Genomic DNA, 20,472 nt, shown 5'->3' with positions numbered 1-20,472 from the left:
ACCATGGGCTACACGACGGCCCAACAAGCTCAGCGGGATATCAGCCATTTTTTGATGCACCGGTACAACTGGATTCGACCGCACCAATTTAATGGTGGGCTGCCACCGGCTCAGGCCGAGAAAAAACCTAACGTCGTGTCCGGGATTAGTTGACCACTACAATATGCTTTGCTGCTTATCAAACAAGGAGGTGGTAATGGCCGGTAAAAAGCTTAAAGCGTTCCGCGATTGGCTCACGCCGCGTAGGCGGCTGTGGGCAGGAATAGGCCTGTTTGCAATTGCTATCGCTGTACCTATTGTCAGTCCGGGAACGACCGCCGCTTGGCTCATAGGGCCTGCGGCTGTCTTTTTCTTGGGGAGCTTTATTCCCAATACGAACGGAAGGCGATAGGGCGCTGGCGGCTGGCGTGATTCGTTGATATGGGGTATTACGGGTGACCGGCATGGAGCCGGATCAAGGAGAATGTATGAGCTTGGCGGTAGATCGGCCTTATCCAGTTGATTTTGTACACCGAGGAGTAGCAGCCAAGATTGCGCCTCAGTGGGGCGATAGCGTGAATACCATTCCTGTTGGAGTCGCCATCCATATAGATCATGCGAATTACAAAGGCTTAGCGATCGTGGAGAAAGCGCAATACAGTTCCTATGAGGCTGCTATTGATAGGGGTAGAGAAGTGGCGAAGGATAGAATAGATCACGCATTGGGTTCTAATAGCTAAGCAGGGTGGTTCACTTCATCACCTGAATCTCGCGTAATTTCCCGAATATATTCCTGCTTAAAAGCCGCGCCACGTTTTCGCTAATCACGATTCCGTGGCGCGGATAACTCTAATCAGGCAATTGCACGTTTTAGTTGATCGGTGAGCTGAGTGGGCAGGTTGCGCAGCGTCAGCGTGCCGCCTGCTTCGTTGAACTCGATGTTGTCGCCCAGAAGGTGCGCTTCGAAGCTGATCGACATCCCCTCGGCCCGGCCGGTAAAGCGCCTGAATTTGTTGAGGGTCTTCTTGTCCGGCGGCAGCGCCTCGGATAAGCCGTAGTCCTTCGCCTTGATGAAGTCGTAAAAGCTCTTCGGCCGGTCTTCGTCCAGCAGGCCCGACAGTTCGTCGAGGGTGATGGGCTCCCCCAGCTTGGCCTGGGCCATTGAGTAGCTGACCAGGGTGTGCGTCTTCTCGCGGGCTGACTCTTCTGGCAGGTCCTCGCTTTCGACAAAGTCGTTGAACGCCTTCAGCAGCGTGCGGGTTTCTCCCGCGGCGTCGATCCCTTCCTGGCACCCGATGAAGTCGCGGAAATAGTCGTTGAGCTTCCGGCCCTGCTTGCCCTTCAGATACGAGATGTACTGCTTCGACTGATTGTTGGTCTGCCATTCGCTGATGTTTATCCGCGCGGCCAGGCGGATATGGTCCAGGTCCAGGCGCTTTACCGTCATCAGGGCAAGCTCTTCGGTCATGGTCACCGCTTCGGTTTCCTGCACCAGGGCGATAGCCAAGTAATCGGTCATGCCTTGCTGATAGTGGCAAAACAGGGCGTGCCCACCCGTGGTGAGGTTCGACTCTTCCATGAGCCTGGTCAGGTGCTCGACGGCGGTGGTGCTGAAGGCCAGGAAGTCGGTTAGGCCGGCCAGGTACTTGCCGAGCCAGCCGCTGAATGGGTAAGCGCCTGACTCTTGATGGAAGAACCCCCAGCCCTTACCGGCAGTCGCGTTGTAGCTTTCGTTGAGCTGGCTCATCAGGTCGTCTCGGGCCTGACTTTCGACCTGTTCGGATGCGCCCAGGAACAGCACAGCCGGGCTACCGTCGGGCTTCTTGTCGATCTTGTGGATGACGCTATGGCGTACAGGCATTTCGTTTACCTCAGGTAAGCGCCGCCCTCCGGTGGCCGGTGGTGGCAATTTGGTTTTGGTTGGGGTATTACGGGTAACCGGCATGGAGCCGGATCAAGGAGAAAGCTAGTGGGCGATTGGAACGTTGGTGTCATGCTGCCAGCTGTTGTGAACGTGATCTCTTTCGCGGTTGGTGCGTTAGTAACTTTGCATGTTCAGAAGATGGCGAGATCAGCTTCGGACGCGAGACTCGACAAAGATGCCAAAGCGCGAAGACTCGACGACTGGCTCTCTAAATTCTTGCCCATGGCTTCCGAGTTCATTTCAATTATTCGGGTAGTGCATGATTGGAAGCTGCATGCGGAACATCGGAAGCCATATCTAACATGCGCTTATCACGAAGGCGCTGTAATGAGCGCCGAAGCAATACGCTGGAGTGATAATTACTTTTCGATAAATCGCGAGCTTTATGCGTCGCGAGCGCGTTTAGAAATATTGACTACCGCGTTCAAATTTAACTGCGAAGGGCTTTTCTCTGCGCTATCAAATGCAATGGCTATAGCTGAGAAAAATGGTGAAACTGATAGAGAGGCAGTCGATCGCTGCTGCGCCGAAGTTCTAGCTCAAGCAAAACTCATCTACGAGGAGTTATACGATCCCGGCCAGAATCGGTAGGTCTGATGCAGCGAGTAGGGTGGGTTATGCTGGTTCGATGATCTCGTCGCCCGGGTCTTTCTGGATGGCGAGGAGGCTTTTATTGCGGAATTCCCGCGCCACGTTTTCGGATATCTGGATTTTGTGGCGCGGCGGATCAAGCAGGAAGGTAGCTTTCGAACCAAGCGCGTGCAGGTGATGAATCATCAGCGTCATCGCCTCGCCCTGCTCAGTAATGCCTGACCACTCCATCAGGTCGGCCAGGGCCTGGCGGGTGCCGGGGCGAACCCTGAGCCTCAATTCCTCTTCGGCAAGTGCCAAGCGCTTCCTGGCAGTTTTGGCCGACCGTTCCTGTACTGATTTGGCCATGGCCTACCTCTTCTATTCCGCTGGCCGGCAATGCGAGCCAGGTTTGACGTTTGCGTTGCTGGGTGCGGGCTATGCGGCGCATGAATCGACCTTCACCTGGTGCCAGGCACCGACCGCTTCGAAGATCCGCGCTGCGTGCGCCTCGTCCAGCGACATCACTTCGGGAATGGCAATCCAGCCCGAAGCCACCATCTGGCTTTGATTGGCCTCGTCGCGGAGCTTCTTGTAGCAATGCTCGATCACGTCCTCCAGATGGTCGGAGAGGTAAACACCATCGGGCGCCACCTCCACCGACTTGCTGTAGCGGTCGCCGCGGGCGTCGATGCAAAGCGCGCTGAGGTAGATCGTCCACCGGTGGGGGATACCGCAAACGGCCTGGCCGATCTTCCCTGGTGCGATGTTCTTCAGCGCCTTGTAATTGATCATGCCCTGGCGGCCGCTGGGGTCGATGTTCACCACCGCGACGTGGTTGGCGGCCAGCAGCGACCGGCAGGAACGGGCGATGCGTGCCTGCAGATTATGCGCCTTGCGCTTGCTCATAATGCCTCCGCGAGTTTGCGCAGCGCCTTACGTTCTGCCGCTGTGATAGGCGGCTTGCGGCGCTTGAGGATGGTTTCGGGATCGATCTTGGTGGAGCGGGGCGGTGGCAGCGGTTTGCGTGGCGGGCTTGGCAACTGCGCGACTGTCCCGCCAGCGGCCAAGAACTCTGCCGTGCGCTCCGATATTGAGTAAGCGTCCTGGCGGTGCTGCTCGACCAGGCTGAGGTGGTTGCTGATCATGATCAGGCTCCTAAACGATGGGCTTGCGCCCGAGCTTTGTCCGCTACCTCATCAACCATGCGATTAAGCTCCAGGTTGAACTGGACCAGTTCTCTGTGCAGGTTGGCGATGTAGGCTTCGTCGCGGTAAATCGTCTCGATGTAGAGCTGACAATCCTCATCCTGACGCGAGTCGAACGAAATAAAGTCCCACCATTTGCGGCCGGTAACGAACATGCAGCCCTGGACCTGCGGCATGTGTTCTTCGGGCATTCCTTCCAGCCAAGTCCTGATATGTATCGCTTCGTTGAATGGGCACTTCGATTCGGTGCCCCCATCATCATTTATCAGGCCGTCCGGCGAGCAGCCGAGCCAGTCGTACTTGGGGTGAACGATGAATTCGGAGGGGAGGACGATGTTGCCGGTCAGCATTTCGTAGGCGTCCTGGGCCTTTTGTTCTTCAGCGTGCCCCCATTTTAGGGAGGCGCTGCTGACGTTATGTTTGGACTTCTTTGCCAGTCGCTCGAAGCACAATTCGCGCATGTATGAGGTGCGCGCCCCCATTGGCTCGCGCTTCCCATTTTTGTCAGGCTTCCCCCAGGCCATCACATCTTTGAAGCGGCTGGCTGTCACGCGGCCAGATCGGTCCGCATGCCACTTCTCTGTGCCCTGAAGTTCCGTTCTCACTATGCCGCCTCCTCTGCGTGTGGCTGGTCGCCGTTGGTGCTGGTCATGTCCGTGAAGTCAGCATCGACGGTCGCCGCCATACTCTTGAGTGCTTCATGGCACTCCAGGCCGATTGCTGCGCGCTGCTTTGGCTTGAGGCCTGCCCACGCTGCTGCGTAAGCGTCGATGTCCTGGCGCTTTGCAACTTCCAGCAGGTCCGCGAATACTCCGTCGATTTCTGGAGAAGGTGATTTGGGTCCGAATGACACCCCAGCGGCGGCGGCGGTGTTCGCAGTTTGCTCAGCAGGAGTGATATCAATCTCGTTCCCGTATGAGCCTTCGAACTCGTCAGGCGTGTAAACACCCAGGATCACGTCAGGGCAAAATAGGCGAGCCCATTTCTTTGTGGCGAGGTACGCAATCTGCTGCTTTGGGTCGTCAGCCCATAGGGTGGAGTTTCGAGTTCGAGCTTGCGCCATGAGCGTCTCAAGCACTCGCGGTTCATCCTCCCCACGGAAGGTTGCCCAAACTCGGACTCCCAGTCCCACCTCGTCGAGCAGGCCCCAGCCAGGCACGCGATATTCCTTGTTTTCCGAGTTTTTCTTAACAAGGAATTTGCCAACAATGTTTTCCCAGGGGCCAAACCATTCATAGTGCAATCGGTCGATGGTGGGAGCCTTGGATGTGATTACGGCGTTGACCAATTGGGCTTCGTAACTCAGTGCGCCACCCTTCACGATGAACGTTTTCTGGGCTACTGCGAATGGGTTCATCTGCCACTGCATTGCCTGCAAGACGATTGCCATACAGTCGGCCCTGTTACCCCGAAGATGCTCAGGAACCGTCGTTTTTCCATCAGCCATCATGGTCGCAAGATCAGTCATCGACCTCATGGTGCCGGGGTCAAGGATGAGCGCTGCCGCGTTGTGCGATGGATCGTGGTATGTGGCGAGGCCTGTCTGTGCTTGGGGGTCTGTATCGGTCATAGCGCCCTCCGTAGCCAGCATGAGGTTTGCTGGCTGTGAGATGGAAAGGGTGGTTAGAAGCGGATGGCACGAAGCCAGGCGCGAGCGGTTTCGAGGTCTACGTCAAAGCCCAGCGCTACAACCTCGACAATGTCGTCAACCGCCGGTGCGGATGTAGTCAAATCGTCCCGTTCAGCGCTGGTCGCCTGTGAGCTGACTGGTGCGACCTCGGCCTTCGCTTCGATCGACACGGGAACCGTAGCAATGACCGGGGCCGGCGCGGCAGCTTGGGCGCGCAGACGGGCCAGCTCTTCCTGGTCGCGCTGATACTGCGCGTCACGTTCACGCTGCTGGCGCTGTTGCTCTTCCTGCTGTTCACGCTGCTGGCGCTGCTGTGCTTCCATGTCGCGGCGTTGCTGGTCCAACTCGTCCTGCTGCTTTTTCAAGCGCAGACGATCTTCCTCGGCCCGCTGCTTACGCAGTTCTTCAGCCTCAGCGTCGGCGATGCGTTGCTTCTCGCGCAGTTCGTCCAGCTCTTTCTGCTGAGCCAGCAGCTTGGCAGCAGCTTCCTCCCGATCAATGGCAGCCTTGTGTAGCGCTTCCAACTGCTCAATTGCGTTGTCGCGAGCGATGGTGCCTTCGGCTTCAAATTCGCCATATTCTTCGGGCAGGATCACCGACTCCTTAACGCCTTGCAGAATTCCGGCGACGTCGGCAGCGCTGCGGCTTGCGTATGCGGCAGCGACAGAACTGAAGCGGGTAATTTTCGCCCGGATAGCTTCGACACGCTCAGCCTCGACACGCTCTTTCTCGGCCTTAGCGTCGGCGACGCGTTTCTCTTCGGCCTTGATGGCTTCATCGATTGGCTCTTCAAGCACTAGGACGCGAGCTTTCAGCGCTTCACCGAACTCCTTAACTTGGTTGACGCGAGCCTGTGCTTCTTTCACCTTCTGCTGATATGGCACCAGCGCGGTCTTGGTGGTGTTTGCCAGCGCATAGCGCACGTCTCGGATATCGACGCGGACTTCCTTCGCATTTGCCAAGCCTTCGCTCGTCGAGCAGTCAACGACCAGCTTCGCGTAGGTTGTTTCCAAGCGAACGATTTGTTCTTCGTGTGGCCGATATTCAGCGATGTCGGTCACCGCCACGGCAGGGGATACAGCCTTTTTCGCTTCTTCGGCTTCGCTCATTTCGAGCGATTCTTGTGCAGGTGCTTTTTTAGGATTTGTGGACATGACGATCCCTCGCCGCGCCTGGCGCAGCATTGAAAGTGTTGTGGTGGGGTGGCGCCGTTAAGCGGCGGAAACGATAGAGGCGTTGTAGTTGGCGTAAATCTTGTCGATGCGAGCGCGGAAGTACCGATGTTCGTTGTCGTCTATAACCCGCAGCATGAAAGCAAGGGTTACGCACGAGGTGGCCGCCGCGCTGGCGTTTGGCTTGCCCAAGTCGAGAATCATGTTTTCGATCTCGCCTTCGATCCAGCTAACGGCTGTCTGGTGGTTTCGCTGATTAAGATCCATGCTTCACCTCAATGGGCGGACAGATCAGTTCCATCCGAGCCATGGTCAGGCCGATGCGCAGTTTGAGGCTGGCCCGCTCCCTGAGCCGCCGTGCATCGCGCTCTGCCAGGTCGCCTGCCGTGTATTCGTGGAACAGATCGACGTGCACGCTCCTGCCGAAGTTGGGCAAGTCCCAGCGCCTGTCTGATTCCCTGGCCTGGGCGCTATCCGCGTAGCTGGTTGGCATGGCGAGTCTCCAGGCTCCGGGCGAGGGCGCAGGCTTCGTTGTGGTTGCGGCGAAACCCTTTCACCTTGCCGGTGGCGGAATCAACGACGTGGAAGAACTCATTCCCGGCCGGGATGACTCGAAAAAGCGGCGATTTCTTCGGGGCGCTGGAGCCGACCAGCCCAAGACAAAGGGCCAAGGACATATTGCGGCGCTGGTTAATTGCGAGTGCTACGTCGCAGTAAGCGTGCTGACTTTGGTTCATACTGCCTCCGGCCAGTGGCGTTCAATGCTCTCTTTTGCGTAAGGCGACAGGCGCCGGTATCCGTCCACCGAGCCGCAACCAGGCATGGTTCCTTCCAGCTCCACACAGGCACGAACATCGCAACGCCTGGAACAGACCCAGCCGCCGTAGTGGCAGCGGTGGACAGTTCCGCCAGGCTCGGGGTGGTAGGCAAGCCCGGCTTTCCATGACGGCGACCCGCGCAACTTGAGGCCGCATCCTCGGCACACCGATTGAGTTTCAGTACAGTCATGCATGGCGACCTCCAGTGTTTGGGGTTAGGCGGTGGCTTTGGCGATGACTGCTTCTGCATCTGCGAGGGCGGCGTGGTACTTATCGAGGCGAGCAGCGCCGAGCTTTGCCAAGCCCACCAGGTTGCTCAGGCTTTCCAGCAACTCCGGCGCGGCGACGATCAGCTTGGCATCTGACTCGGTCGCTACAAGGTCGCCTTGGTAGTGCGGACCGTCGCCTGGGGCGCCCAGCGAAAGCCAAATAGAGCCATCTTTACGGACGCCGTAGTTCCACGGCCCAGGCGTGTGTTTGGTTTCCATGACTCTCTCCATTCGTTGGTTCATCTGTATTCGTCAACACTCATGCCTCCCGCTGGTTGCCGATGGGCGCGGGGGAGAAGTGCTGACGTAATAGAGGTGGGGAAGGGTGCCGGTCTTTCCCGGCTGTCATGGCGCGGGTTGTTCAGTCGTAGATACCGTAGCTGAACTCATCCTCATCGCAGTCGACGATGATCTTCGAAGAGCCGAAGTAGAGCGCTGCGACCATCTTCTCGAATGGAGAGCGGAATCGCAGGGTCTGGCTGATCTTCTCGCCGTCGATTTTGGCGGAGTACATAGTGCCAACCTCACGCCCCTTTTCGTCACGATCCTTGCCGTTACGGTCGAAGCTGATGTGGATGGCGTTGTCGAGCATATATTCGCTGCGCTCAGAGCTTCTGGAGTAGCTCGAAGCACTGTGATCTTTGGGCTTCTTATCGAAGTAGATATGCAGGCCGCCGTAGTCAGATGGCTGGAAACGAATGTCTGGATGCTCCCAGTGCTCCTCGGCGGCGGACTCTTTATGGTCCTCGACGAAGGCTTCCATCAGGGCCTCCAGGCTGATCACCTCAGGCATAGCGTCCTTGTTTAACACCTCGTCGATTTGCTGCTGCGCCAGGCGCACCATGTCGGCCTCGACGCCGCTGTTTTCCCACTTCTCTTTAAGAGCGGCCGCAATCATGGCGTTGTAGCGCGTCAGTTCAAAAATGGTGGACAGATTGGCCGGAAGCGCAGCCTTGATTGCCTCCTCAACCTGTTTGCCCATGTCGCCGTAACGGCCGAAGCAGTTGTCGACCACGCTGGTGAACATCTTTTTTACGTGCTCATCGATGATTTCGACTGGCTTGTTGCTGTTTGCAAAAGCGGTGACGCGCTCGGCCAGCAGCGCTTGAAGTGTTTGTTCGCTCATTTGAGGCTCCGTGCTTGATCGGTTGTTTTCCCAATGCACCCGGGTAACCAGGTGCATCAGTGAAAATTTCCGCTGATCCTTCGGCGCTACTGGCGCGGTACAGATCGATTCAAATTGTTCTTCCAGCCGCGGGCCTTTCGGCTTGTTCTCCCGCTGGATAACTGTTCTTGGCGCTTTACGCTGCACGCCCGGGTCAGTTGCCAACCCTCTGAACCGTTTAGGCCGGTTCATCGCTGCCTTTGAATCTGGGCCGGTGGTGACCCGGCAAGGGGTGTCGCTAAAGAGCGGCGGGCGGTGAGGCCCTGGCGAGTCCCTGTTGGGTGACTCGACGGAGTAAATATAAGTGAGCTTATTTTATTCGTCAATAAGCAGGCTTATATATTTTCTCGCAGCCGATAAAAAGCCCGCTCAGTGGCGGGCTCAGTTATGCGTCGCAGTATTCTCGCCAGCCGATCCTGACGGCTCCGCCCTCTAGGGTCTCGACTCGGACTCCGGCTGTTTCGCTGATCTCATCCAGAAGGCGCTGCCAGTCTTCTGGAGCTTCATGCTCCAGCCTACACACTGTCACCGCCTGGTACTTTTGAACACCTGGTGAGGCGATCAGGGCCTGCAGGCGACGGCCTGTCGACTCGTAGGAGGATGGTGGTTTTGAGGTGGTAAACGCTGGACTTTGCATGCGACTCTCCTGGTCGTAACTGTATATATGAACAGTATTGTTGCCCGTAAATATTGGCAAGTAGCATTTAGGCCAAAAATGCATTTATGCATAAATGATCTAAATCTGGCTTTCCCTCTACGCAATAAAAAGCCCGCGAAAAGCGGGCTCTGTTGGCATGGTGGCATCAGTCGCTGATCGGCGGGTACTTGCCGCTCACCGAGTCCCTATAAACGATCTCACTGAATAGCCTGGGGCCATCGCGCATCGTGACCAAGGCTTGCTTGGCTTCTTCCTTCGTTTCAAATGGGCCGGCACCCACGGCCAGGCCGATCATTGATACAACTGGTAGCCCGGTACTGGTAATGGCTTCAATGGTGCGCTGCTGTTCTTCCTCGTCACGGCAGGTAGTCGAGGCGACCCATCCGTTTTTCAGCCTTGTGGCGGCTACCGGTTCAACGTCTGCACCGCAGTGCTTGCACTTGACCGCAGCGGTCTTGATGCTTTCGGCACACAAAGGGCAGGGGCGCGTGTCTTTCTCTGCCTGGGCGGCAGCAGGGGAGCCCTTACCGCCCAACAAAACCATGAGCAGGCCGGCGAGCGCAATCACTCCGCCAACAATGGTGTGGATCTGGCGGTCAGCCATGAGCCCCAGGTTATTCACTCTGCCGCCGGCGCCAGTCGGCACGGAGACATCCATACTCAGTGCGAAGATTAGCCAGCACACGCCGACGATCAGCGCGAACACCCCAAATCCTTTCATTGGATCCCTCCCATAATTGAGCCAGCACTTTACCATTCGTGGCGTACAGCCACTATGGACGGGCTTTAATCTGGCTCCTGGGCTCTCAACCTGGCAAGGCCTTGTTTGATATGGCCGGCGTTCTCACCAATAGTCTCCAGCGCGCCACGCGCGTTCCCGCCGGCCTCGGCGTTGCCTTGGCTTTCGACCAGCAGAGTCAACTCCATCAATGCCGCCTCAAGGGCCAGCTGGTTATCGTAGATGCGTTCCAGGACATCAGAGAGGGAGTATTCGGGGGAGGGCATCGCTTGGTCTCCAGTAGACGGAATGGAGAGCATAGCCGCGGACAAAAAAATGGCCCGCTTATGTGCGGGCCTAATGGGAATTCTTCAAAGGAGTAGGGCGACCTTACCCACTGTCGTGTAAATGCCAGGTGAAAAGGATGTCGCCGAAACGAAAGGTATGGTGCCGCGGTTAGTTTGAAGGTTGACCTCAGAATGAAGTCGCGATTGCTAAGGCGAGTTGATGGTCAGTCATCAGCGGTGGTGCGTAGGTCGTGTGATAGAAGCGTACTGCCTGTTCAAATTGTGCGCCGCGAATCTCGCCTTTTGAGCCGATGAACGCAAGGGCGTCAGCCTTTGCAGGCTTGAAGTTATTTGAGGCCAGCATGGTAAGTCCGGTAGTTCCCGCAACGGTGTAGGTTGGAGCCATTAGCACTGACAGCATCGAGTTATTGTAGGAGTCATCGGACCCCTCTGAAGCATGAGCATTGATCGATACCATAAGGGCTGCAGCTACAATCTTCCATGAGTCCATTCTTCGAAGCTTCCATTGCGATCAGAGAGCGCCACAATAGCAGAGTAGGGTGCGTCACCAGAGCGTCTCCGATTGAGATAGCGATTTCATTGCTCGGTATAATGGCAGCACTTTTTCGATTTCTCTAACAGCTAAGCTTCAATCTACCTCAAGGAATGAGCCCATGGTCAACCCTCCTGAAAAGCTTTTATTTTTGCCAGGAGCCTCTGGTAACAGCCAGTTTTGGTGGCCAGTCGGCGATCTTCTGGCGACCACTGCGCAGAAGACTCATGTCGGATGGCCGGGTTTTGGTGGTACACCGTCTTCACCAGCAGTAAACAGCATGGACGACCTGGTAGCCCGAGTAATTGCTGACATAGACCGGCCAAGCGCATTAGTGGCGCAGTCTATGGGCGGTATCGTCGCTGTTCGTGTTGCGTTAGAACGCCCCGATCTGATCACCCACCTTGTGCTAACAGTCACCTCTGGCGGTATTGATATGTCTGACCTGGGTGCAGAAGATTGGCGAGCAGACTTCACTGCGGAGAATCCCAAGTTGCCTAGATGGTTTATTGATGATCGAACCAACCTCGCGCACCGGCTTCGGGAGTTGCGTATGCCGGTATTGCTTCTCTGGGGGGGATCCGATCCGGTAAGTCCGGTCCTTGTCGGTCGTCGCCTTGCGCAGCTCATTCCGCACGCAGAATTGCACGTGTTCCCTGACGGTGGCCATGACCTGGGTTCCACGCACTCATCTGAGGTGTCCGTCTTAATCGATAAGCACCTAGTATGCGGGGTTTCTTCGGGGGCAAAGAATACGGCCGCGGACGAGTAGCACGCACCTTTTCATCGATTGATCGGGGTTGATCCGAAAGAGATATCGTCGGAAGGGCAGATACAAGAAGCCCGGCGCTGGGCCGGGCTATGGAGTAGCGGGGATATTTTAGTGAATGAACTTGGCAGCGGTGAAGGCTAGCCCCGCTAGTACTCCGGCAAGGCCTATAAACTTCCAAGTTTGTTCATTGATCGTCTTTTGGACATCGGTGATTGATTTTTGGAAGCTGACAGCCAGGTCCTGAACATCCTTACCGCTAGCCCTTACATAGCTTGTAAGGTCATCCTTGGATGCCAGTAACGCAAGGTCTGCCTTGGTAGCCATGTTAGATTCAATAGTATCGAGGCGAAACTCAACGCGCATGAGCTTGTCCCGAATATCTTGGGATGCTTTTTCAAGCGTCATTACGCGGGATTCCATTGGGTCTCCTCCAGGTGGATTTCCGCCACCAGTATGGCCTCCGCCCCCAGTCTTGTCACCCCACCTTCCAGAGACAACGTTACTCATCAGCCGCCTCCTGTGCTTTGATTTTTCTCGCAACCACGTTTGCATTGGTATAAATCATGTTGCCGCACTTAGGGCATTCCATAGTGAAGACTGGGTAATTATCTTGGGGCGAGACAGCATAGGTGCTGACCATGCGAGTGATAGCCATAGGGGAATCCATTCCAGCACTGACGGACTTGTCTATATAGAAATTCCATACACCGTCATGTGGGCAAACAGGGCACCGCGAGCTACGCTCGACAATCGTTAAGAACTGTATGAATTGACCCAGTGTTATGTTTACGTCCATGTCCTGCTGTATTTCTTCAATCAATTCCATTGCCCCTTCAGCACTTATTTGTTGATCACAGCCATTGCCGCGCCAAGGCCAGGATTCGTCGTAACTCAGTTACAAAAGGCATTGCTCAATCAGCAACCAAAGTCAAAGAACAGCGCCGCGCCAAACCGCGCGCCTAATCGGGCTTGCTTCGATTTATCTACCTCTGCTTTACCTCATCCGCCCGTACCATAGAAGTGATTCAGCGCTATCAGCTCAGCCACCGCCACGATGGTGCAGAGCACAACGAAGCCAGGGCTGAAGACGCGCTTGCGATTAGATGAGCCATCACCCAGCCAGAACGCGCCGGTGTAGCTGGTAAAGACGGCCATGAACGCCAGCCAAGCCCAGACCCAAAACTTGCTCCAGAAGCTCTGCTCTTGCCATGCAGTCATTTACGCTGTTCCGCAGCCCGGCTTATCTGACCCGCTTTCACCTCATCCGCATAACCCACCAGCCTGTCGGCTTCCTCATAAAGCGTGCCCACCAACCCCATCAGGGCTATGGCATCGGCATCGCTGAGCTTTTCCGCAAGCTTTCCCAGGTCGACACAGGATTGCTCAAGGTTGAAAGCTATCGCTTTCAGGTCGCGACGCAGTTGCTGATTGGGTTTGGTCAGGGCCATCACGGCCTCCGCACTCAGTAGTGAAATTTCTGGGTGGCCTGGACGACCACGCCGACGATCCGGCAGTTCTCATCAAATACTTCAGTCGGATAGCCTGGATTCAATGGCTTCAAGTAAAGCCGGCCCCCATCACTGACCAGCTTCTTAAAGGTCGCTTCATTGCTGTCTGGCAGCTTGGCCACGACAAGCTTGCCCGGCGTCGCCTCAACTTCGGTGTCTACCAGGATCAGCGATCCCTGGGCGATGCTCGTGCCGACCGGGGAGGTCATGGAGTCGCCTTTGACCTCTAGCCAGAACGCGGGGCCCTTCGAGTTGTATTCGGAAAACTCGTAACGGTCGGAAATACCAGCCGGGTAGGGCTCCACCGCCTCAGACCAGGCGCCCGCAGACACCCAGCTAATAACCGGGTAGCGGAAGCTCTGAGGATTCTGGGCAGCCAGCGATACGTTCGACTCTTCCTTTTTTGAGTCAATGACCATGGGCCCAATATCGTCCGACAGCCAAATAGCACTCACGCCGCATATGTGGGCGAATTTTGGAAGGTGTGCGCTTTGAAGGTTCTTGCCTGTCTCCAGCTGGGAGATCAGGGGCTGCTCAACACCGGAAACCGTCGCCAGTTTTGCCTGGGTCAGCTTCGCGTGTTTCCGCGCTTCTTTTAGTCGTTCTGCAAGTGTGCTCATGCACATGAATTTATAAGTTCCCTTATTGGCTTGCAAATAAGCCTGCTTCTACTTAGGATATAAGCAGGCTTATCAGGAGGGCTCTCATATGACCCCTATCGAAAGGCTCGTCGACTTCTTCGGCGGGCAAACCAAAACCGCTTCAGCGCTCGACGTATCCCAAGCAGCAGTTTCGTACTGGGTCGCCGGGATTCACCCGATGCGTGCAGAAAAAGCTTTCAAGGCTGAAGAGTTGACCGGTGGAAAGATCACTGCGCGTGAGCTGTGCATGCCCCAGAAGGGATCCCGATCCGCCGCATGACATCCCTGTCCGCCGTTCCATTGAGCAAATGATCGCCTCTGCACCTGCAGGGCGCCACGTAAAGAATTTCGAGGTGTTACATGCAGGAATTGATGAAGGCGATCTATGACGTGGTGGACGACCACGGAGCAGGGCGGATTGCAGAGGGCGCCAGCTTCTCTTCGAAGACTTTGCTTTCCCAGAAAGCGAACCCGGACTACGACAGCCACAAGCTGAACGTCCAGGAGCTGCACAGGATTATGAAGTTCACTCAGGACTTCCGGCCACTGAAGGCGTGGGCCGAGGCGTTTGGTTTCGACCTGGTGCCGAAGGAAAAGCCCGAGGGCATCAACCTCAACTCCGCGCTGCTGCGCCTGCACGCCGACTTGGCTGATGTGACCCGCCTTGCGTTCGACGCCCAGGCCGATGGTCGCGTTTGCTCTCGCGAGAAATCCGAACTGCTCAAGGAGGCTGAGGAAGTGATCGTCAGCCTGGAAGTGTTCAAGCAGTCCGTGAAGGCGGCCTGAATTACAGACACAAAAAAGCCACCGGACGAGGGTGGCTTTTTCTACAGCGGTAAACAACTGGAGCGAATCATGCACCAACACACCGAATCGATCAATAGCCCCAACATTACAGCGCCACGTTTTTCGCAATCTGAAAACGTGGCGCGGATTAAACCAGTGACACCTTTCGACTTTCACGGCTTCCCCGTACGCGTAGTTGACGACGGTCACGGGGAGCCATGGTTCATCGCCAAGGACATCGCCGAAGCCCTGGGCTACTCCAACACGTCGAAGGCGATCAATGCTCACTGCAAAGCGGTCAATACCTGCCATACCGAAATGGGAGGTCAGGTCCGTGCTGTGCAAATCATCCCTGAGCGCGATCTCTACCGTCTGGTGATGAAATCCAAGCTACCGGCTGCCGAGCAGTTTGAGGAATGGGTTGTGGGCCAGGTGCTGCCGACCATTCGAAAGACCGGCTCTTACACCGTCCAGGAGACGAACAACTCCAAGGTCATTGGCGAACTCGCCATTCTGGAATGCTTCGATCGCCTGCTGAAGCCGGCGCCCTCCAGCAAGATGATGATGCTCGCGCAGATCGCCACCAACAACGGCTTGGATGCCAAATTCCTCCCAGGCTATGCCGTTGATGCCGCCCCTGACGCTGCTGGCGGCTCTTCGATGCCAACGAAGGCCATTACCGCCCTGATCAAAGATCACGCCATCGCCAGCACCGCCCGTGCCTTCAACCTTGCTCTTGAGGCTCACGGCTTCCTCAAGGTCCTCCAGCGCAAAAACTCCAAGCAGGAAATGGTGGACTTCTGGTCTGTGACCGAGAAGGGCATGGCCTACGGCAAGAACCTAACCAGCCCTCAATGCCCCCGCGAGACGCAGCCTCATTGGTACGTGGATCGCTTTCTTGAATTGGCCGCAAAGGTCGGGAAGGCTTGATATGAGCATGGGCCTTATGGTCGCCGCGATGAAACTTCGCGTCGGAAATCCGTTGCGCAAGCTGGTGCTGATAAAACTGGCCGACAACGCTAGTGACATAGGCGAGTGCTGGCCGTCCTATCAGCACATCGCCGATCAGTGCGAGATCAGCAAGCGCTCTGTCATGAACCACATCACAGCCCTGTGTGATGCGGGATTGCTACGTAAGGAAATCCGTAGGGGTGGCCCGAAGGGAAACTCGTCGAACGTTTACTTCCTCACTCTCGATGGGGGTGGTGCACCTCCTGCACCAGGGGTAGTGCAGCAGATTCACCAGGGTAGTGCAGCAGATTCACCCCCTAGTGAATCTCCTGCACCAGGGGGTAGTGCAGCAGCTGCACCCAGAATCAGTAACTCTCTTGAACCAGTCATGGAACCGGTCATTGAACCAATTACGCCCCAGGCTACCGCCAAGGTCGTGACGGGGCAGGTCGTGCAATTCGTTCCGCAGCAACCACGAGTTGAGATCCCCGCCGACATGCCAGGTCCCAAAGACCAGACCTGCAAAACCTTCAAGGTCTGGGCGAACTACGCCATGGCATACCGCAAACGCTACAGCGCCTGGCCGGTGTGGAACGCCAAGGCTGGCAAGCAGATGGCTTTGCTCGTCGACCGCCTGGGCGCCGACGTCGCTCACCACGTCGCCGCCCACTTCCTGAAAACCAGCGATGCGACCGTCTTGCGCAAGTGCCACAGCCTCAACGAACTGCTGGCCAACGCCGAGAGCTACCACACGCAGTGGGTGACCGGGCAGCGGGTCAACGGCACAACCGCCCGCCAGATGGAACGGACTGAGGCAAACCTCTCCGCTGCCGAGCAGGCCGCCCAGATGGTTCTGGCAAAACGCCAAGCAGGTGACCGCAATGAGTACCTCTGAAATGAATGACCAGCAGGTTGCCGGGCTAGCCGCCGCCATCTGCGCAACGGCCGAGGCTATGGGTCAGGAAATGAACCCCGGTACCGCCGCGATGATGGCCGAAGACCTTTGCGCCTACCCGGTCCCTGTCGTCAAAGCTGCGCTCAAGGCCTGCCGCTTTGAGGTTAAGGGCAAGCTGGCGATGGCTGACATTCTGCAGCGCGTCCAGTCCTGCGACGGCCGGCCTGGCAAGGACGAGGCCTGGGCTATCGCCATGACCACGAACGATGAATTTGAAACCGTGGTGCTGACCGACGAGATCCAGCTGGCCCTGGCCGCGGCGAAACCCATCTTGGATGGCGGCGACAAAATCGGCGCGCGCATGGCGTTCATCGACGCCTACCAGCGTTTCGTGAGCCAGGCCCGCGAGGATGCGAAGCCGGTCAACTGGCACGTATCCGTGGGTTTCGACGCCAGCCGTCGAATCCAAGCTGTGACCAAGGCGATGGAGCTGAAGCGCATTCCCCACGAACACGCCCAGAAGTACCTGGCAGACCTTAGCGTTGAGCCGATCACCGAGGATGGTCGTGCCATTGCAGGTCTGCTCACCGGTGCCGTCACCCGGGCAGAGCCGGTGCTTCGCCAAAAACTGGAGATCGTGAAGAGCTCGATGCTGGAAATGCGGAAGGCCAGCGAAGAGCGAAAGGACGAGATCCGGATTGCAGCGGCCAATGAGTTGGCTGATCGCCGGGCCCTGCTGATCAAGCAGGCGCAGGAACTGGAAGAGAAGAGGGTGGCGCAATGACCGACAAGATCAGCGTCAACTGTCAGGCCAAGCTCACCGAGGCGATCACATGCTTGACCGCCATGTACCGGGACAAGAAGTTTGTGGTGGTCTCCCTGCGCCCGGGCAAGGACCGCACGCTGGACCAGAACCGGTTGTGGTTCGCGATGTACAAGCGCATCGCCGAGATGACCCAGATCGGTGACGCAGCGGACGCTCGCCGGTACTGCAAGCTTCACTTCGGCGTCCAGATCCTGCTGAACGAGGACGCTGGGTTCCAGGTCGAGTGGTACCGGGTCATGCGTCATCTGCCATACGAAACGAAGCTGGCCATGATGGGCGAGTGCCATTTGTTTGGCCCTGATGGCTTCCCGGTGACCAGCCTGTTCAACCGCGCCCAGGGCATCGCTTACACCGACCGCATTGCAGCCTACTTCACGGGCCAAGGTGTGGTTTTCACTGATCTACTCAGCAAGGAGGCTGCATGATCGCCAAGCAACCAAAACCGAAGAAATGCCGTGTTACGGCGTGCGGGGTGTCATTCATCCCATTACGCCTGGGTCAGGCTGTGTGCAGTCCTGCATGCGCAATCCTCGATGCACCGAAGAACCAGGATAGGGCCCGCAAGGCAATTGCCCAGCGTGATCGCCGCGATATCAAAGTCCGCAAGGAGAAGCTGAAGAGCAGGGCGGATCATCTGCGCGAGGCCCAGGCCGCCGTGAACGAGTACGTGCGCCTGCGTGACGCGCACCTGCCCTGCATCAGCTGCGACTCCACGCCGAACGATAACGACCTCATGACTGGCAGCCGGTGGGACGCTGGCCACTACCGATCCGTCGGCGCATGCCCGGAGCTGCGCTTCGAGCCACTGAATATCCACCGGCAGTGCGTGAAGTGCAACCGCAACCTTTCCGGCAATGCCGTGGAGTACCGCATTCGCCTGGTGTTGCGCATCGGCGCCGAGAAGGTGGCTTGGCTGGAAGGCCTGCACGCGCCGTGCAAGTACACCGTGGAAGAGATCAAGGCGATCAAAGCCAAATACCGCGCAATGACCAGAGAGTTGAAAAAAGGGGAAGCCGCATGACCTATCGCAATGTTGTTTCAGCAGTAGTTCGCGCCCTTGCGGCCGAGACCATCAGTTCCGCCGGCGGCTGCGACTTCGAGCCTAAGGTGCAGTGCGCCAAGCAGAAGGGGGAGATTGTCGGTAAGGAGGCGGCGTTTCTCCAGGACTGCTGGGTGTTCGGGCGTCTGCATAAGGCGCTGTCAGCAGAGCACTGGCGCGCCTTGGTGGCGAAGTTCTCCACGCATACAGAGCGCAAGCACGCTGCAATTGCTGAGTTGACCCGGGTGATGCGCTCGCCGGCGCCGGAACGATTCCTGCACTGCGCTGTGGTGACTTGGGCGTTGCCTCGGCTTCCTGGTGTTGACGGCAAGCGCTCCACCAACGTTCTGCCCGCTGGCTGGTACGAGATGGATAATTGGTCCAACGAACCGCACCCGATCAAGACTCAGGAGCGCTGGAGGCGTGACATTCGCAAGGCGCTGGAGAGCAGCGTAGACATGGCTTTGGTCGAGGCTCAGCACATCCTTGAGCAGGAAGGTCTTGTGACATCAGAAGTCGCTTGACGATGAATGATCCAATGAGCCATTATCAACCCATCCTGTCGTACTTGCGCATGTAGGTGATGCAAGAGACAAACAAACCCGGCCACCGTGCCGGGTTTTTTATTGCCCAAAGAAACCCACCGAAAGGAATGCCGAATGATGAAGCGAATGTCCGCTTACCTGGGCCTGGCGCTCGCCGCCTGCCTGACCTGTATCTCCATGTCGGCATTCGCCGAGCCGGTGGCTTATGCCTACCGCTCCGCCGTGATGCTGGCCGATCTGCCAAGCGTCGGTGTGAAGCGGCTGGAACTGACCCTCGCCATGTGGCGAACGGGTAGCAAGACCACTGATGAAAGTTTGGCCTCCAATCTGCGCGTATCCAGCAACCACTTCGTGATGGCCTCGGCCAAGCATGCCCCTGATGGCGTCGGCCTGACCCCCTGCTGAATACGCCTGGAAGCAACAGAAAAAGCCCGGACATACGCTCCGGGCTTTTTTGTACCTCCGAGGAAAGCCGCTACCCAAGTGGATGCTTTCCCAGATGTACCCAGTTTCACCTGTAGCCAGGACAGCCCTCGGGAAGGCCTGGACGTCGATAGCCGGTAGTGCGACGTACGGAAACAACACCGGCAGCCCGTGCATCCTGACCTCACTGTGCTTCCAGGGTGGCGCGAGACAAGAGCGGCGAGATCGATGCATTGGGGCGTCGACGCTGGGATTGTCTTTGGCTGGCAGCGCGGAAAGACGCGCACACCTATTCAGGGCCTCGACATTGATCGAGGTCTTTCTGTTTTGGGCTATGCCCAGGCCAACGCAGGCCTTTTTTATTCATGGAGTGACGATGGATCCTACTGACCTCGGCCCAGGCACAGCTACCTGGCTGGGCGGTAGTGCCACCGTTGTGCTGGGCGGCTTGCTTTGGCTGCGCCGGTTCCTTTCCAAGGATGCGACAGACCGCGCGATGGACAGCGCCGATATCGGCACACTGAAGCGCCTGAACGAACTGCTGAACCAGGAGCGCGCCGCCCGCAAAGAAGCCGAGGCCCGCGCTGATCAGTTCGCGAAAGAGCGGAATGACCTGGCGGCCGCCGTTGGGCGAATGGAAGGGAAGATTGAAGCGCTGACCAGTCAGGTAGGCCAGCTTACCGAGCGCGTCACAGAGCAGAGCGAAGAGATTCACCGCCTGCGCACCAAGCTTGGAGGTATCGCGTGATGGAGAGATGCGCAATCAACTTCATCGCCCGCCACTGGTGGAGACGATTCGAAGTGTGGGTAATCGCGCTGCTGTTGGTTGCTGGCGGGTTGATCCTTGGCTACCAGGCTGGTGTGTGGTCCGCCAGTAGCGAGCAGACCAAGCAGCTTGCCGAGGTGCGCGCCGCGTATGACGCCGCGCTGGGCAATCGTGACCTGCGACTTACCAACCTCGCCGAGAAGACCCAGGACGCCGCCGTGAAGGTGCAAGAAGCGTCGAACACGGCAGTCCAGGCAGCTGACACCGCGAGCAAGGCAGCCGAGAAGGTCAACGAAGCGGTAGAGCGGCAGGCGCCGTAATCCGCGCCACGTTTTCGAATGCGCCAAATCGTGGCGCGAGATAGGTCAC

The 20,472-nt window shown here is 57.3% G+C and carries 35 protein-coding genes and 1 pseudogene; 15 read left to right on the top strand and 21 right to left on the bottom strand.

The annotated features are described in order from the left end of the window. Together FIV39_RS11420 and FIV39_RS11415 are read left to right on the top strand one after the other, a co-directional pair. Positions 1-153: pseudogene (locus FIV39_RS11420) on the top strand (IS3 family transposase); the annotation flags it as partial. A gap of 314 nt (positions 154-467) precedes the next feature. Next, positions 468-719, top strand: a complete 252-nt coding sequence (locus FIV39_RS11415) for a hypothetical protein (protein ID WP_090403806.1) — start codon at positions 468-470, stop codon at positions 717-719. Positions 720-832: 113 nt separating this feature from the next. Here FIV39_RS11415 and yejK read toward each other — a convergent pair whose 3' ends face one another. Then, a complete protein-coding gene (gene yejK, locus FIV39_RS11410; protein WP_090403808.1) occupies positions 833-1,840 on the bottom strand; it encodes a nucleoid-associated protein YejK in 1,008 nt (335 codons plus the stop codon). Between the two features lie 108 nt (positions 1,841-1,948). Here yejK and FIV39_RS11405 point away from each other — a divergent pair, with 108 nt between their 5' ends. Next, positions 1,949-2,494 carry a hypothetical protein gene (locus FIV39_RS11405; RefSeq protein WP_090403811.1) on the top strand — a complete coding sequence of 182 codons (546 nt, stop codon included), beginning with the start codon at positions 1,949-1,951 and terminating at the stop codon, positions 2,492-2,494. Positions 2,495-2,518: 24 nt separating this feature from the next. Here FIV39_RS11405 and FIV39_RS11400 read toward each other — a convergent pair whose 3' ends face one another. The 15 genes from FIV39_RS11400 to FIV39_RS11330 form a co-directional block, all read right to left on the bottom strand. Beyond that, positions 2,519-2,842 (bottom strand): hypothetical protein, encoded by a 324-nt coding sequence (locus FIV39_RS11400; RefSeq protein ID WP_090403813.1) that lies wholly within the window; start codon positions 2,840-2,842, stop codon positions 2,519-2,521. A 69-nt stretch (positions 2,843-2,911) separates the two neighbouring features. Continuing rightward, positions 2,912-3,382 (bottom strand): hypothetical protein, encoded by a 471-nt coding sequence (locus FIV39_RS11395; protein WP_090403815.1) that lies wholly within the window; start codon positions 3,380-3,382, stop codon positions 2,912-2,914. Beyond that, positions 3,379-3,621, bottom strand: coding sequence for a hypothetical protein (locus tag FIV39_RS11390; RefSeq protein ID WP_090403817.1), 243 nt, complete (start codon positions 3,619-3,621; stop codon positions 3,379-3,381). Before FIV39_RS11390 ends, FIV39_RS11395 begins: the two co-directional genes overlap by 4 nt. 2 nt (positions 3,622-3,623) lie before the next feature. Further along, a complete protein-coding gene (locus tag FIV39_RS11385; protein ID WP_090403820.1) occupies positions 3,624-4,286 on the bottom strand; it encodes a lambda exonuclease family protein in 663 nt (220 codons plus the stop codon). Further along, positions 4,286-5,251, bottom strand: a complete 966-nt coding sequence (locus FIV39_RS11380; protein WP_090403823.1) for a RecT family recombinase — start codon at positions 5,249-5,251, stop codon at positions 4,286-4,288. The genes FIV39_RS11385 and FIV39_RS11380 overlap by 1 nt, the downstream gene beginning before the upstream one ends. A 53-nt stretch (positions 5,252-5,304) precedes the next feature. Beyond that, on the bottom strand, positions 5,305-6,420 hold the full coding sequence (locus tag FIV39_RS11375) for a coiled-coil domain-containing protein (protein WP_090403825.1): 1,116 nt from the start codon (positions 6,418-6,420) through the stop codon (positions 5,305-5,307). A 102-nt stretch (positions 6,421-6,522) separates the two neighbouring features. After that, a complete protein-coding gene (locus FIV39_RS11370) occupies positions 6,523-6,750 on the bottom strand; it encodes a hypothetical protein (protein ID WP_090403828.1) in 228 nt (75 codons plus the stop codon). Next, complete coding sequence (locus tag FIV39_RS11365; RefSeq protein WP_090403830.1) at positions 6,740-6,976, bottom strand: hypothetical protein; 237 nt, start codon at positions 6,974-6,976, stop codon at positions 6,740-6,742. The genes FIV39_RS11370 and FIV39_RS11365 overlap by 11 nt, the downstream gene beginning before the upstream one ends. Continuing rightward, positions 6,954-7,220 (bottom strand): hypothetical protein, encoded by a 267-nt coding sequence (locus tag FIV39_RS11360; protein ID WP_090403832.1) that lies wholly within the window; start codon positions 7,218-7,220, stop codon positions 6,954-6,956. Before FIV39_RS11360 ends, FIV39_RS11365 begins: the two co-directional genes overlap by 23 nt. A 296-nt stretch (positions 7,221-7,516) precedes the next feature. Further along, positions 7,517-7,789, bottom strand: a complete 273-nt coding sequence (locus FIV39_RS11355; RefSeq protein ID WP_090403833.1) for a hypothetical protein — start codon at positions 7,787-7,789, stop codon at positions 7,517-7,519. A gap of 142 nt (positions 7,790-7,931) precedes the next feature. Further along, positions 7,932-8,900 (bottom strand): hypothetical protein, encoded by a 969-nt coding sequence (locus tag FIV39_RS11350; protein WP_261384695.1) that lies wholly within the window; start codon positions 8,898-8,900, stop codon positions 7,932-7,934. Between the two features lie 220 nt (positions 8,901-9,120). After that, positions 9,121-9,372 carry a DUF1654 domain-containing protein gene (locus tag FIV39_RS11345; RefSeq protein ID WP_090403837.1) on the bottom strand — a complete coding sequence of 84 codons (252 nt, stop codon included), beginning with the start codon at positions 9,370-9,372 and terminating at the stop codon, positions 9,121-9,123. A gap of 166 nt (positions 9,373-9,538) precedes the next feature. Further along, positions 9,539-10,099, bottom strand: coding sequence for a hypothetical protein (locus tag FIV39_RS33380; protein WP_244176310.1), 561 nt, complete (start codon positions 10,097-10,099; stop codon positions 9,539-9,541). Positions 10,100-10,179: 80 nt separating this feature from the next. Then, on the bottom strand, positions 10,180-10,398 hold the full coding sequence (locus FIV39_RS11335) for a hypothetical protein (protein WP_090403839.1): 219 nt from the start codon (positions 10,396-10,398) through the stop codon (positions 10,180-10,182). A 187-nt stretch (positions 10,399-10,585) separates the two neighbouring features. After that, entirely contained in the window at positions 10,586-10,909 is a 324-nt protein-coding gene (locus FIV39_RS11330) for a DUF2388 domain-containing protein (RefSeq protein WP_090403841.1), read from the bottom strand. 163 nt (positions 10,910-11,072) lie between these two features. Between FIV39_RS11330 and FIV39_RS11325 the strand changes: the two genes are divergently transcribed. After that, complete coding sequence (locus tag FIV39_RS11325; protein ID WP_090403843.1) at positions 11,073-11,723, top strand: alpha/beta fold hydrolase; 651 nt, start codon at positions 11,073-11,075, stop codon at positions 11,721-11,723. 108 nt (positions 11,724-11,831) lie between these two features. On the opposite strand, the gene FIV39_RS11320 is transcribed toward FIV39_RS11325, so the two are convergent. The 5 genes from FIV39_RS11320 to FIV39_RS11300 form a co-directional block, all read right to left on the bottom strand. Next, positions 11,832-12,230, bottom strand: coding sequence for a hypothetical protein (locus FIV39_RS11320; RefSeq protein WP_143513868.1), 399 nt, complete (start codon positions 12,228-12,230; stop codon positions 11,832-11,834). Then, entirely contained in the window at positions 12,223-12,549 is a 327-nt protein-coding gene (locus FIV39_RS11315) for a hypothetical protein (RefSeq protein ID WP_090403847.1), read from the bottom strand. Before FIV39_RS11315 ends, FIV39_RS11320 begins: the two co-directional genes overlap by 8 nt. Before the next feature lie 173 nt (positions 12,550-12,722). Next, positions 12,723-12,941, bottom strand: coding sequence for a hypothetical protein (locus FIV39_RS11310; protein WP_090403850.1), 219 nt, complete (start codon positions 12,939-12,941; stop codon positions 12,723-12,725). Further along, entirely contained in the window at positions 12,938-13,171 is a 234-nt protein-coding gene (locus FIV39_RS11305; protein ID WP_090403852.1) for a BAR domain-containing protein, read from the bottom strand. Before FIV39_RS11305 ends, FIV39_RS11310 begins: the two co-directional genes overlap by 4 nt. Before the next feature lie 14 nt (positions 13,172-13,185). After that, positions 13,186-13,857, bottom strand: coding sequence for a LexA family protein (locus FIV39_RS11300; RefSeq protein WP_090403855.1), 672 nt, complete (start codon positions 13,855-13,857; stop codon positions 13,186-13,188). Positions 13,858-13,939: 82 nt separating this feature from the next. On the opposite strand from FIV39_RS11300, the gene FIV39_RS11295 reads away from it, so the two are divergent. The 11 genes from FIV39_RS11295 to FIV39_RS11245 all read left to right on the top strand — a co-directional run bounded on the left by FIV39_RS11295 (position 13,940) and on the right by FIV39_RS11245 (position 20,423). Further along, entirely contained in the window at positions 13,940-14,152 is a 213-nt protein-coding gene (locus FIV39_RS11295; RefSeq protein WP_017528163.1) for a transcriptional regulator, read from the top strand. 80 nt (positions 14,153-14,232) lie between these two features. Next, positions 14,233-14,658, top strand: coding sequence for a phage regulatory CII family protein (locus FIV39_RS11290; protein ID WP_090403857.1), 426 nt, complete (start codon positions 14,233-14,235; stop codon positions 14,656-14,658). 69 nt (positions 14,659-14,727) lie between these two features. Next, on the top strand, positions 14,728-15,588 hold the full coding sequence (locus tag FIV39_RS11285; protein WP_167361112.1) for a BRO-N domain-containing protein: 861 nt from the start codon (positions 14,728-14,730) through the stop codon (positions 15,586-15,588). 1 nt (position 15,589) lies between these two features. Beyond that, positions 15,590-16,504 (top strand): helix-turn-helix domain-containing protein, encoded by a 915-nt coding sequence (locus FIV39_RS11280; RefSeq protein ID WP_090403859.1) that lies wholly within the window; start codon positions 15,590-15,592, stop codon positions 16,502-16,504. Beyond that, positions 16,491-17,288 carry a hypothetical protein gene (locus FIV39_RS11275; protein WP_090403861.1) on the top strand — a complete coding sequence of 266 codons (798 nt, stop codon included), beginning with the start codon at positions 16,491-16,493 and terminating at the stop codon, positions 17,286-17,288. Before FIV39_RS11280 ends, FIV39_RS11275 begins: the two co-directional genes overlap by 14 nt. Further along, positions 17,285-17,755, top strand: coding sequence for a hypothetical protein (locus FIV39_RS11270; RefSeq protein WP_090403863.1), 471 nt, complete (start codon positions 17,285-17,287; stop codon positions 17,753-17,755). Before FIV39_RS11275 ends, FIV39_RS11270 begins: the two co-directional genes overlap by 4 nt. Continuing rightward, entirely contained in the window at positions 17,752-18,351 is a 600-nt protein-coding gene (locus tag FIV39_RS11265; RefSeq protein WP_090403865.1) for a recombination protein NinG, read from the top strand. The genes FIV39_RS11270 and FIV39_RS11265 overlap by 4 nt, the downstream gene beginning before the upstream one ends. Continuing rightward, positions 18,348-18,893 (top strand): hypothetical protein, encoded by a 546-nt coding sequence (locus FIV39_RS11260; protein WP_090403867.1) that lies wholly within the window; start codon positions 18,348-18,350, stop codon positions 18,891-18,893. Before FIV39_RS11265 ends, FIV39_RS11260 begins: the two co-directional genes overlap by 4 nt. A 138-nt stretch (positions 18,894-19,031) precedes the next feature. Next, positions 19,032-19,319: a hypothetical protein gene (locus FIV39_RS11255; protein ID WP_143513869.1), complete on the top strand. Its 288-nt coding sequence runs from the start codon at positions 19,032-19,034 to the stop codon at positions 19,317-19,319. 394 nt (positions 19,320-19,713) lie between these two features. Continuing rightward, a complete protein-coding gene (locus FIV39_RS11250) occupies positions 19,714-20,085 on the top strand; it encodes a chemotaxis protein (protein ID WP_078826972.1) in 372 nt (123 codons plus the stop codon). After that, complete coding sequence (locus tag FIV39_RS11245; RefSeq protein WP_090403871.1) at positions 20,085-20,423, top strand: hypothetical protein; 339 nt, start codon at positions 20,085-20,087, stop codon at positions 20,421-20,423. The genes FIV39_RS11250 and FIV39_RS11245 overlap by 1 nt, the downstream gene beginning before the upstream one ends. The last annotated feature ends 49 nt before the right edge of the window (positions 20,424-20,472 follow it).

Source organism: Pseudomonas grimontii, from assembly GCF_007858185.1.
GTDB lineage: Bacteria > Pseudomonadota > Gammaproteobacteria > Pseudomonadales > Pseudomonadaceae > Aquipseudomonas > Aquipseudomonas grimontii.
This window is presented reverse-complemented; position numbering and strand designations above follow the sequence as displayed.

Bases quoted from the DNA above. Each gene is read 5' to 3' on its own strand.
- FIV39_RS11330 (WP_090403841.1), bottom strand. From the start codon at position 10,909: ATGGACTCATGGAAGATTGTAGCTGCAGCCCTTATGGTATCGATCAAT.
- FIV39_RS11365 (WP_090403830.1), bottom strand. From the start codon at position 6,976: ATGCCAACCAGCTACGCGGATAGCGCCCAGGCCAGGGAATCAGACAGG.
- FIV39_RS11335 (WP_090403839.1), bottom strand. From the start codon at position 10,398: ATGCCCTCCCCCGAATACTCCCTCTCTGATGTCCTGGAACGCATCTAC.
- FIV39_RS11320 (WP_143513868.1), bottom strand. From the start codon at position 12,230: ATGAGTAACGTTGTCTCTGGAAGGTGGGGTGACAAGACTGGGGGCGGA.
- FIV39_RS11265 (WP_090403865.1), top strand. From the start codon at position 17,752: ATGATCGCCAAGCAACCAAAACCGAAGAAATGCCGTGTTACGGCGTGC.
- FIV39_RS11415 (WP_090403806.1), top strand. From the start codon at position 468: ATGAGCTTGGCGGTAGATCGGCCTTATCCAGTTGATTTTGTACACCGA.
- FIV39_RS11360 (WP_090403832.1), bottom strand. From the start codon at position 7,220: ATGAACCAAAGTCAGCACGCTTACTGCGACGTAGCACTCGCAATTAAC.
- FIV39_RS11305 (WP_090403852.1), bottom strand. From the start codon at position 13,171: ATGGCCCTGACCAAACCCAATCAGCAACTGCGTCGCGACCTGAAAGCG.
- FIV39_RS11280 (WP_090403859.1), top strand. From the start codon at position 15,590: ATGAGCATGGGCCTTATGGTCGCCGCGATGAAACTTCGCGTCGGAAAT.
- FIV39_RS11345 (WP_090403837.1), bottom strand. From the start codon at position 9,372: ATGCAAAGTCCAGCGTTTACCACCTCAAAACCACCATCCTCCTACGAG.
- FIV39_RS11250 (WP_078826972.1), top strand. From the start codon at position 19,714: ATGGATCCTACTGACCTCGGCCCAGGCACAGCTACCTGGCTGGGCGGT.
- FIV39_RS11380 (WP_090403823.1), bottom strand. From the start codon at position 5,251: ATGACCGATACAGACCCCCAAGCACAGACAGGCCTCGCCACATACCAC.
- FIV39_RS11285 (WP_167361112.1), top strand. From the start codon at position 14,728: ATGCACCAACACACCGAATCGATCAATAGCCCCAACATTACAGCGCCA.
- FIV39_RS11275 (WP_090403861.1), top strand. From the start codon at position 16,491: ATGAGTACCTCTGAAATGAATGACCAGCAGGTTGCCGGGCTAGCCGCC.
- FIV39_RS11395 (WP_090403815.1), bottom strand. From the start codon at position 3,382: ATGAGCAAGCGCAAGGCGCATAATCTGCAGGCACGCATCGCCCGTTCC.
- FIV39_RS11390 (WP_090403817.1), bottom strand. From the start codon at position 3,621: ATGATCAGCAACCACCTCAGCCTGGTCGAGCAGCACCGCCAGGACGCT.
- FIV39_RS11355 (WP_090403833.1), bottom strand. From the start codon at position 7,789: ATGGAAACCAAACACACGCCTGGGCCGTGGAACTACGGCGTCCGTAAA.
- FIV39_RS11315 (WP_090403847.1), bottom strand. From the start codon at position 12,549: ATGGAATTGATTGAAGAAATACAGCAGGACATGGACGTAAACATAACA.
- yejK (WP_090403808.1), bottom strand. From the start codon at position 1,840: ATGCCTGTACGCCATAGCGTCATCCACAAGATCGACAAGAAGCCCGAC.
- FIV39_RS11400 (WP_090403813.1), bottom strand. From the start codon at position 2,842: ATGGCCAAATCAGTACAGGAACGGTCGGCCAAAACTGCCAGGAAGCGC.
- FIV39_RS11245 (WP_090403871.1), top strand. From the start codon at position 20,085: ATGGAGAGATGCGCAATCAACTTCATCGCCCGCCACTGGTGGAGACGA.
- FIV39_RS11375 (WP_090403825.1), bottom strand. From the start codon at position 6,420: ATGAGCGAAGCCGAAGAAGCGAAAAAGGCTGTATCCCCTGCCGTGGCG.
- FIV39_RS11300 (WP_090403855.1), bottom strand. From the start codon at position 13,857: ATGTGCATGAGCACACTTGCAGAACGACTAAAAGAAGCGCGGAAACAC.
- FIV39_RS11325 (WP_090403843.1), top strand. From the start codon at position 11,073: ATGGTCAACCCTCCTGAAAAGCTTTTATTTTTGCCAGGAGCCTCTGGT.
- FIV39_RS11310 (WP_090403850.1), bottom strand. From the start codon at position 12,941: ATGACTGCATGGCAAGAGCAGAGCTTCTGGAGCAAGTTTTGGGTCTGG.
- FIV39_RS11260 (WP_090403867.1), top strand. From the start codon at position 18,348: ATGACCTATCGCAATGTTGTTTCAGCAGTAGTTCGCGCCCTTGCGGCC.
- FIV39_RS11290 (WP_090403857.1), top strand. From the start codon at position 14,233: ATGCAGGAATTGATGAAGGCGATCTATGACGTGGTGGACGACCACGGA.
- FIV39_RS11370 (WP_090403828.1), bottom strand. From the start codon at position 6,750: ATGGATCTTAATCAGCGAAACCACCAGACAGCCGTTAGCTGGATCGAA.
- FIV39_RS11295 (WP_017528163.1), top strand. From the start codon at position 13,940: ATGACCCCTATCGAAAGGCTCGTCGACTTCTTCGGCGGGCAAACCAAA.
- FIV39_RS11255 (WP_143513869.1), top strand. From the start codon at position 19,032: ATGAAGCGAATGTCCGCTTACCTGGGCCTGGCGCTCGCCGCCTGCCTG.
- FIV39_RS11270 (WP_090403863.1), top strand. From the start codon at position 17,285: ATGACCGACAAGATCAGCGTCAACTGTCAGGCCAAGCTCACCGAGGCG.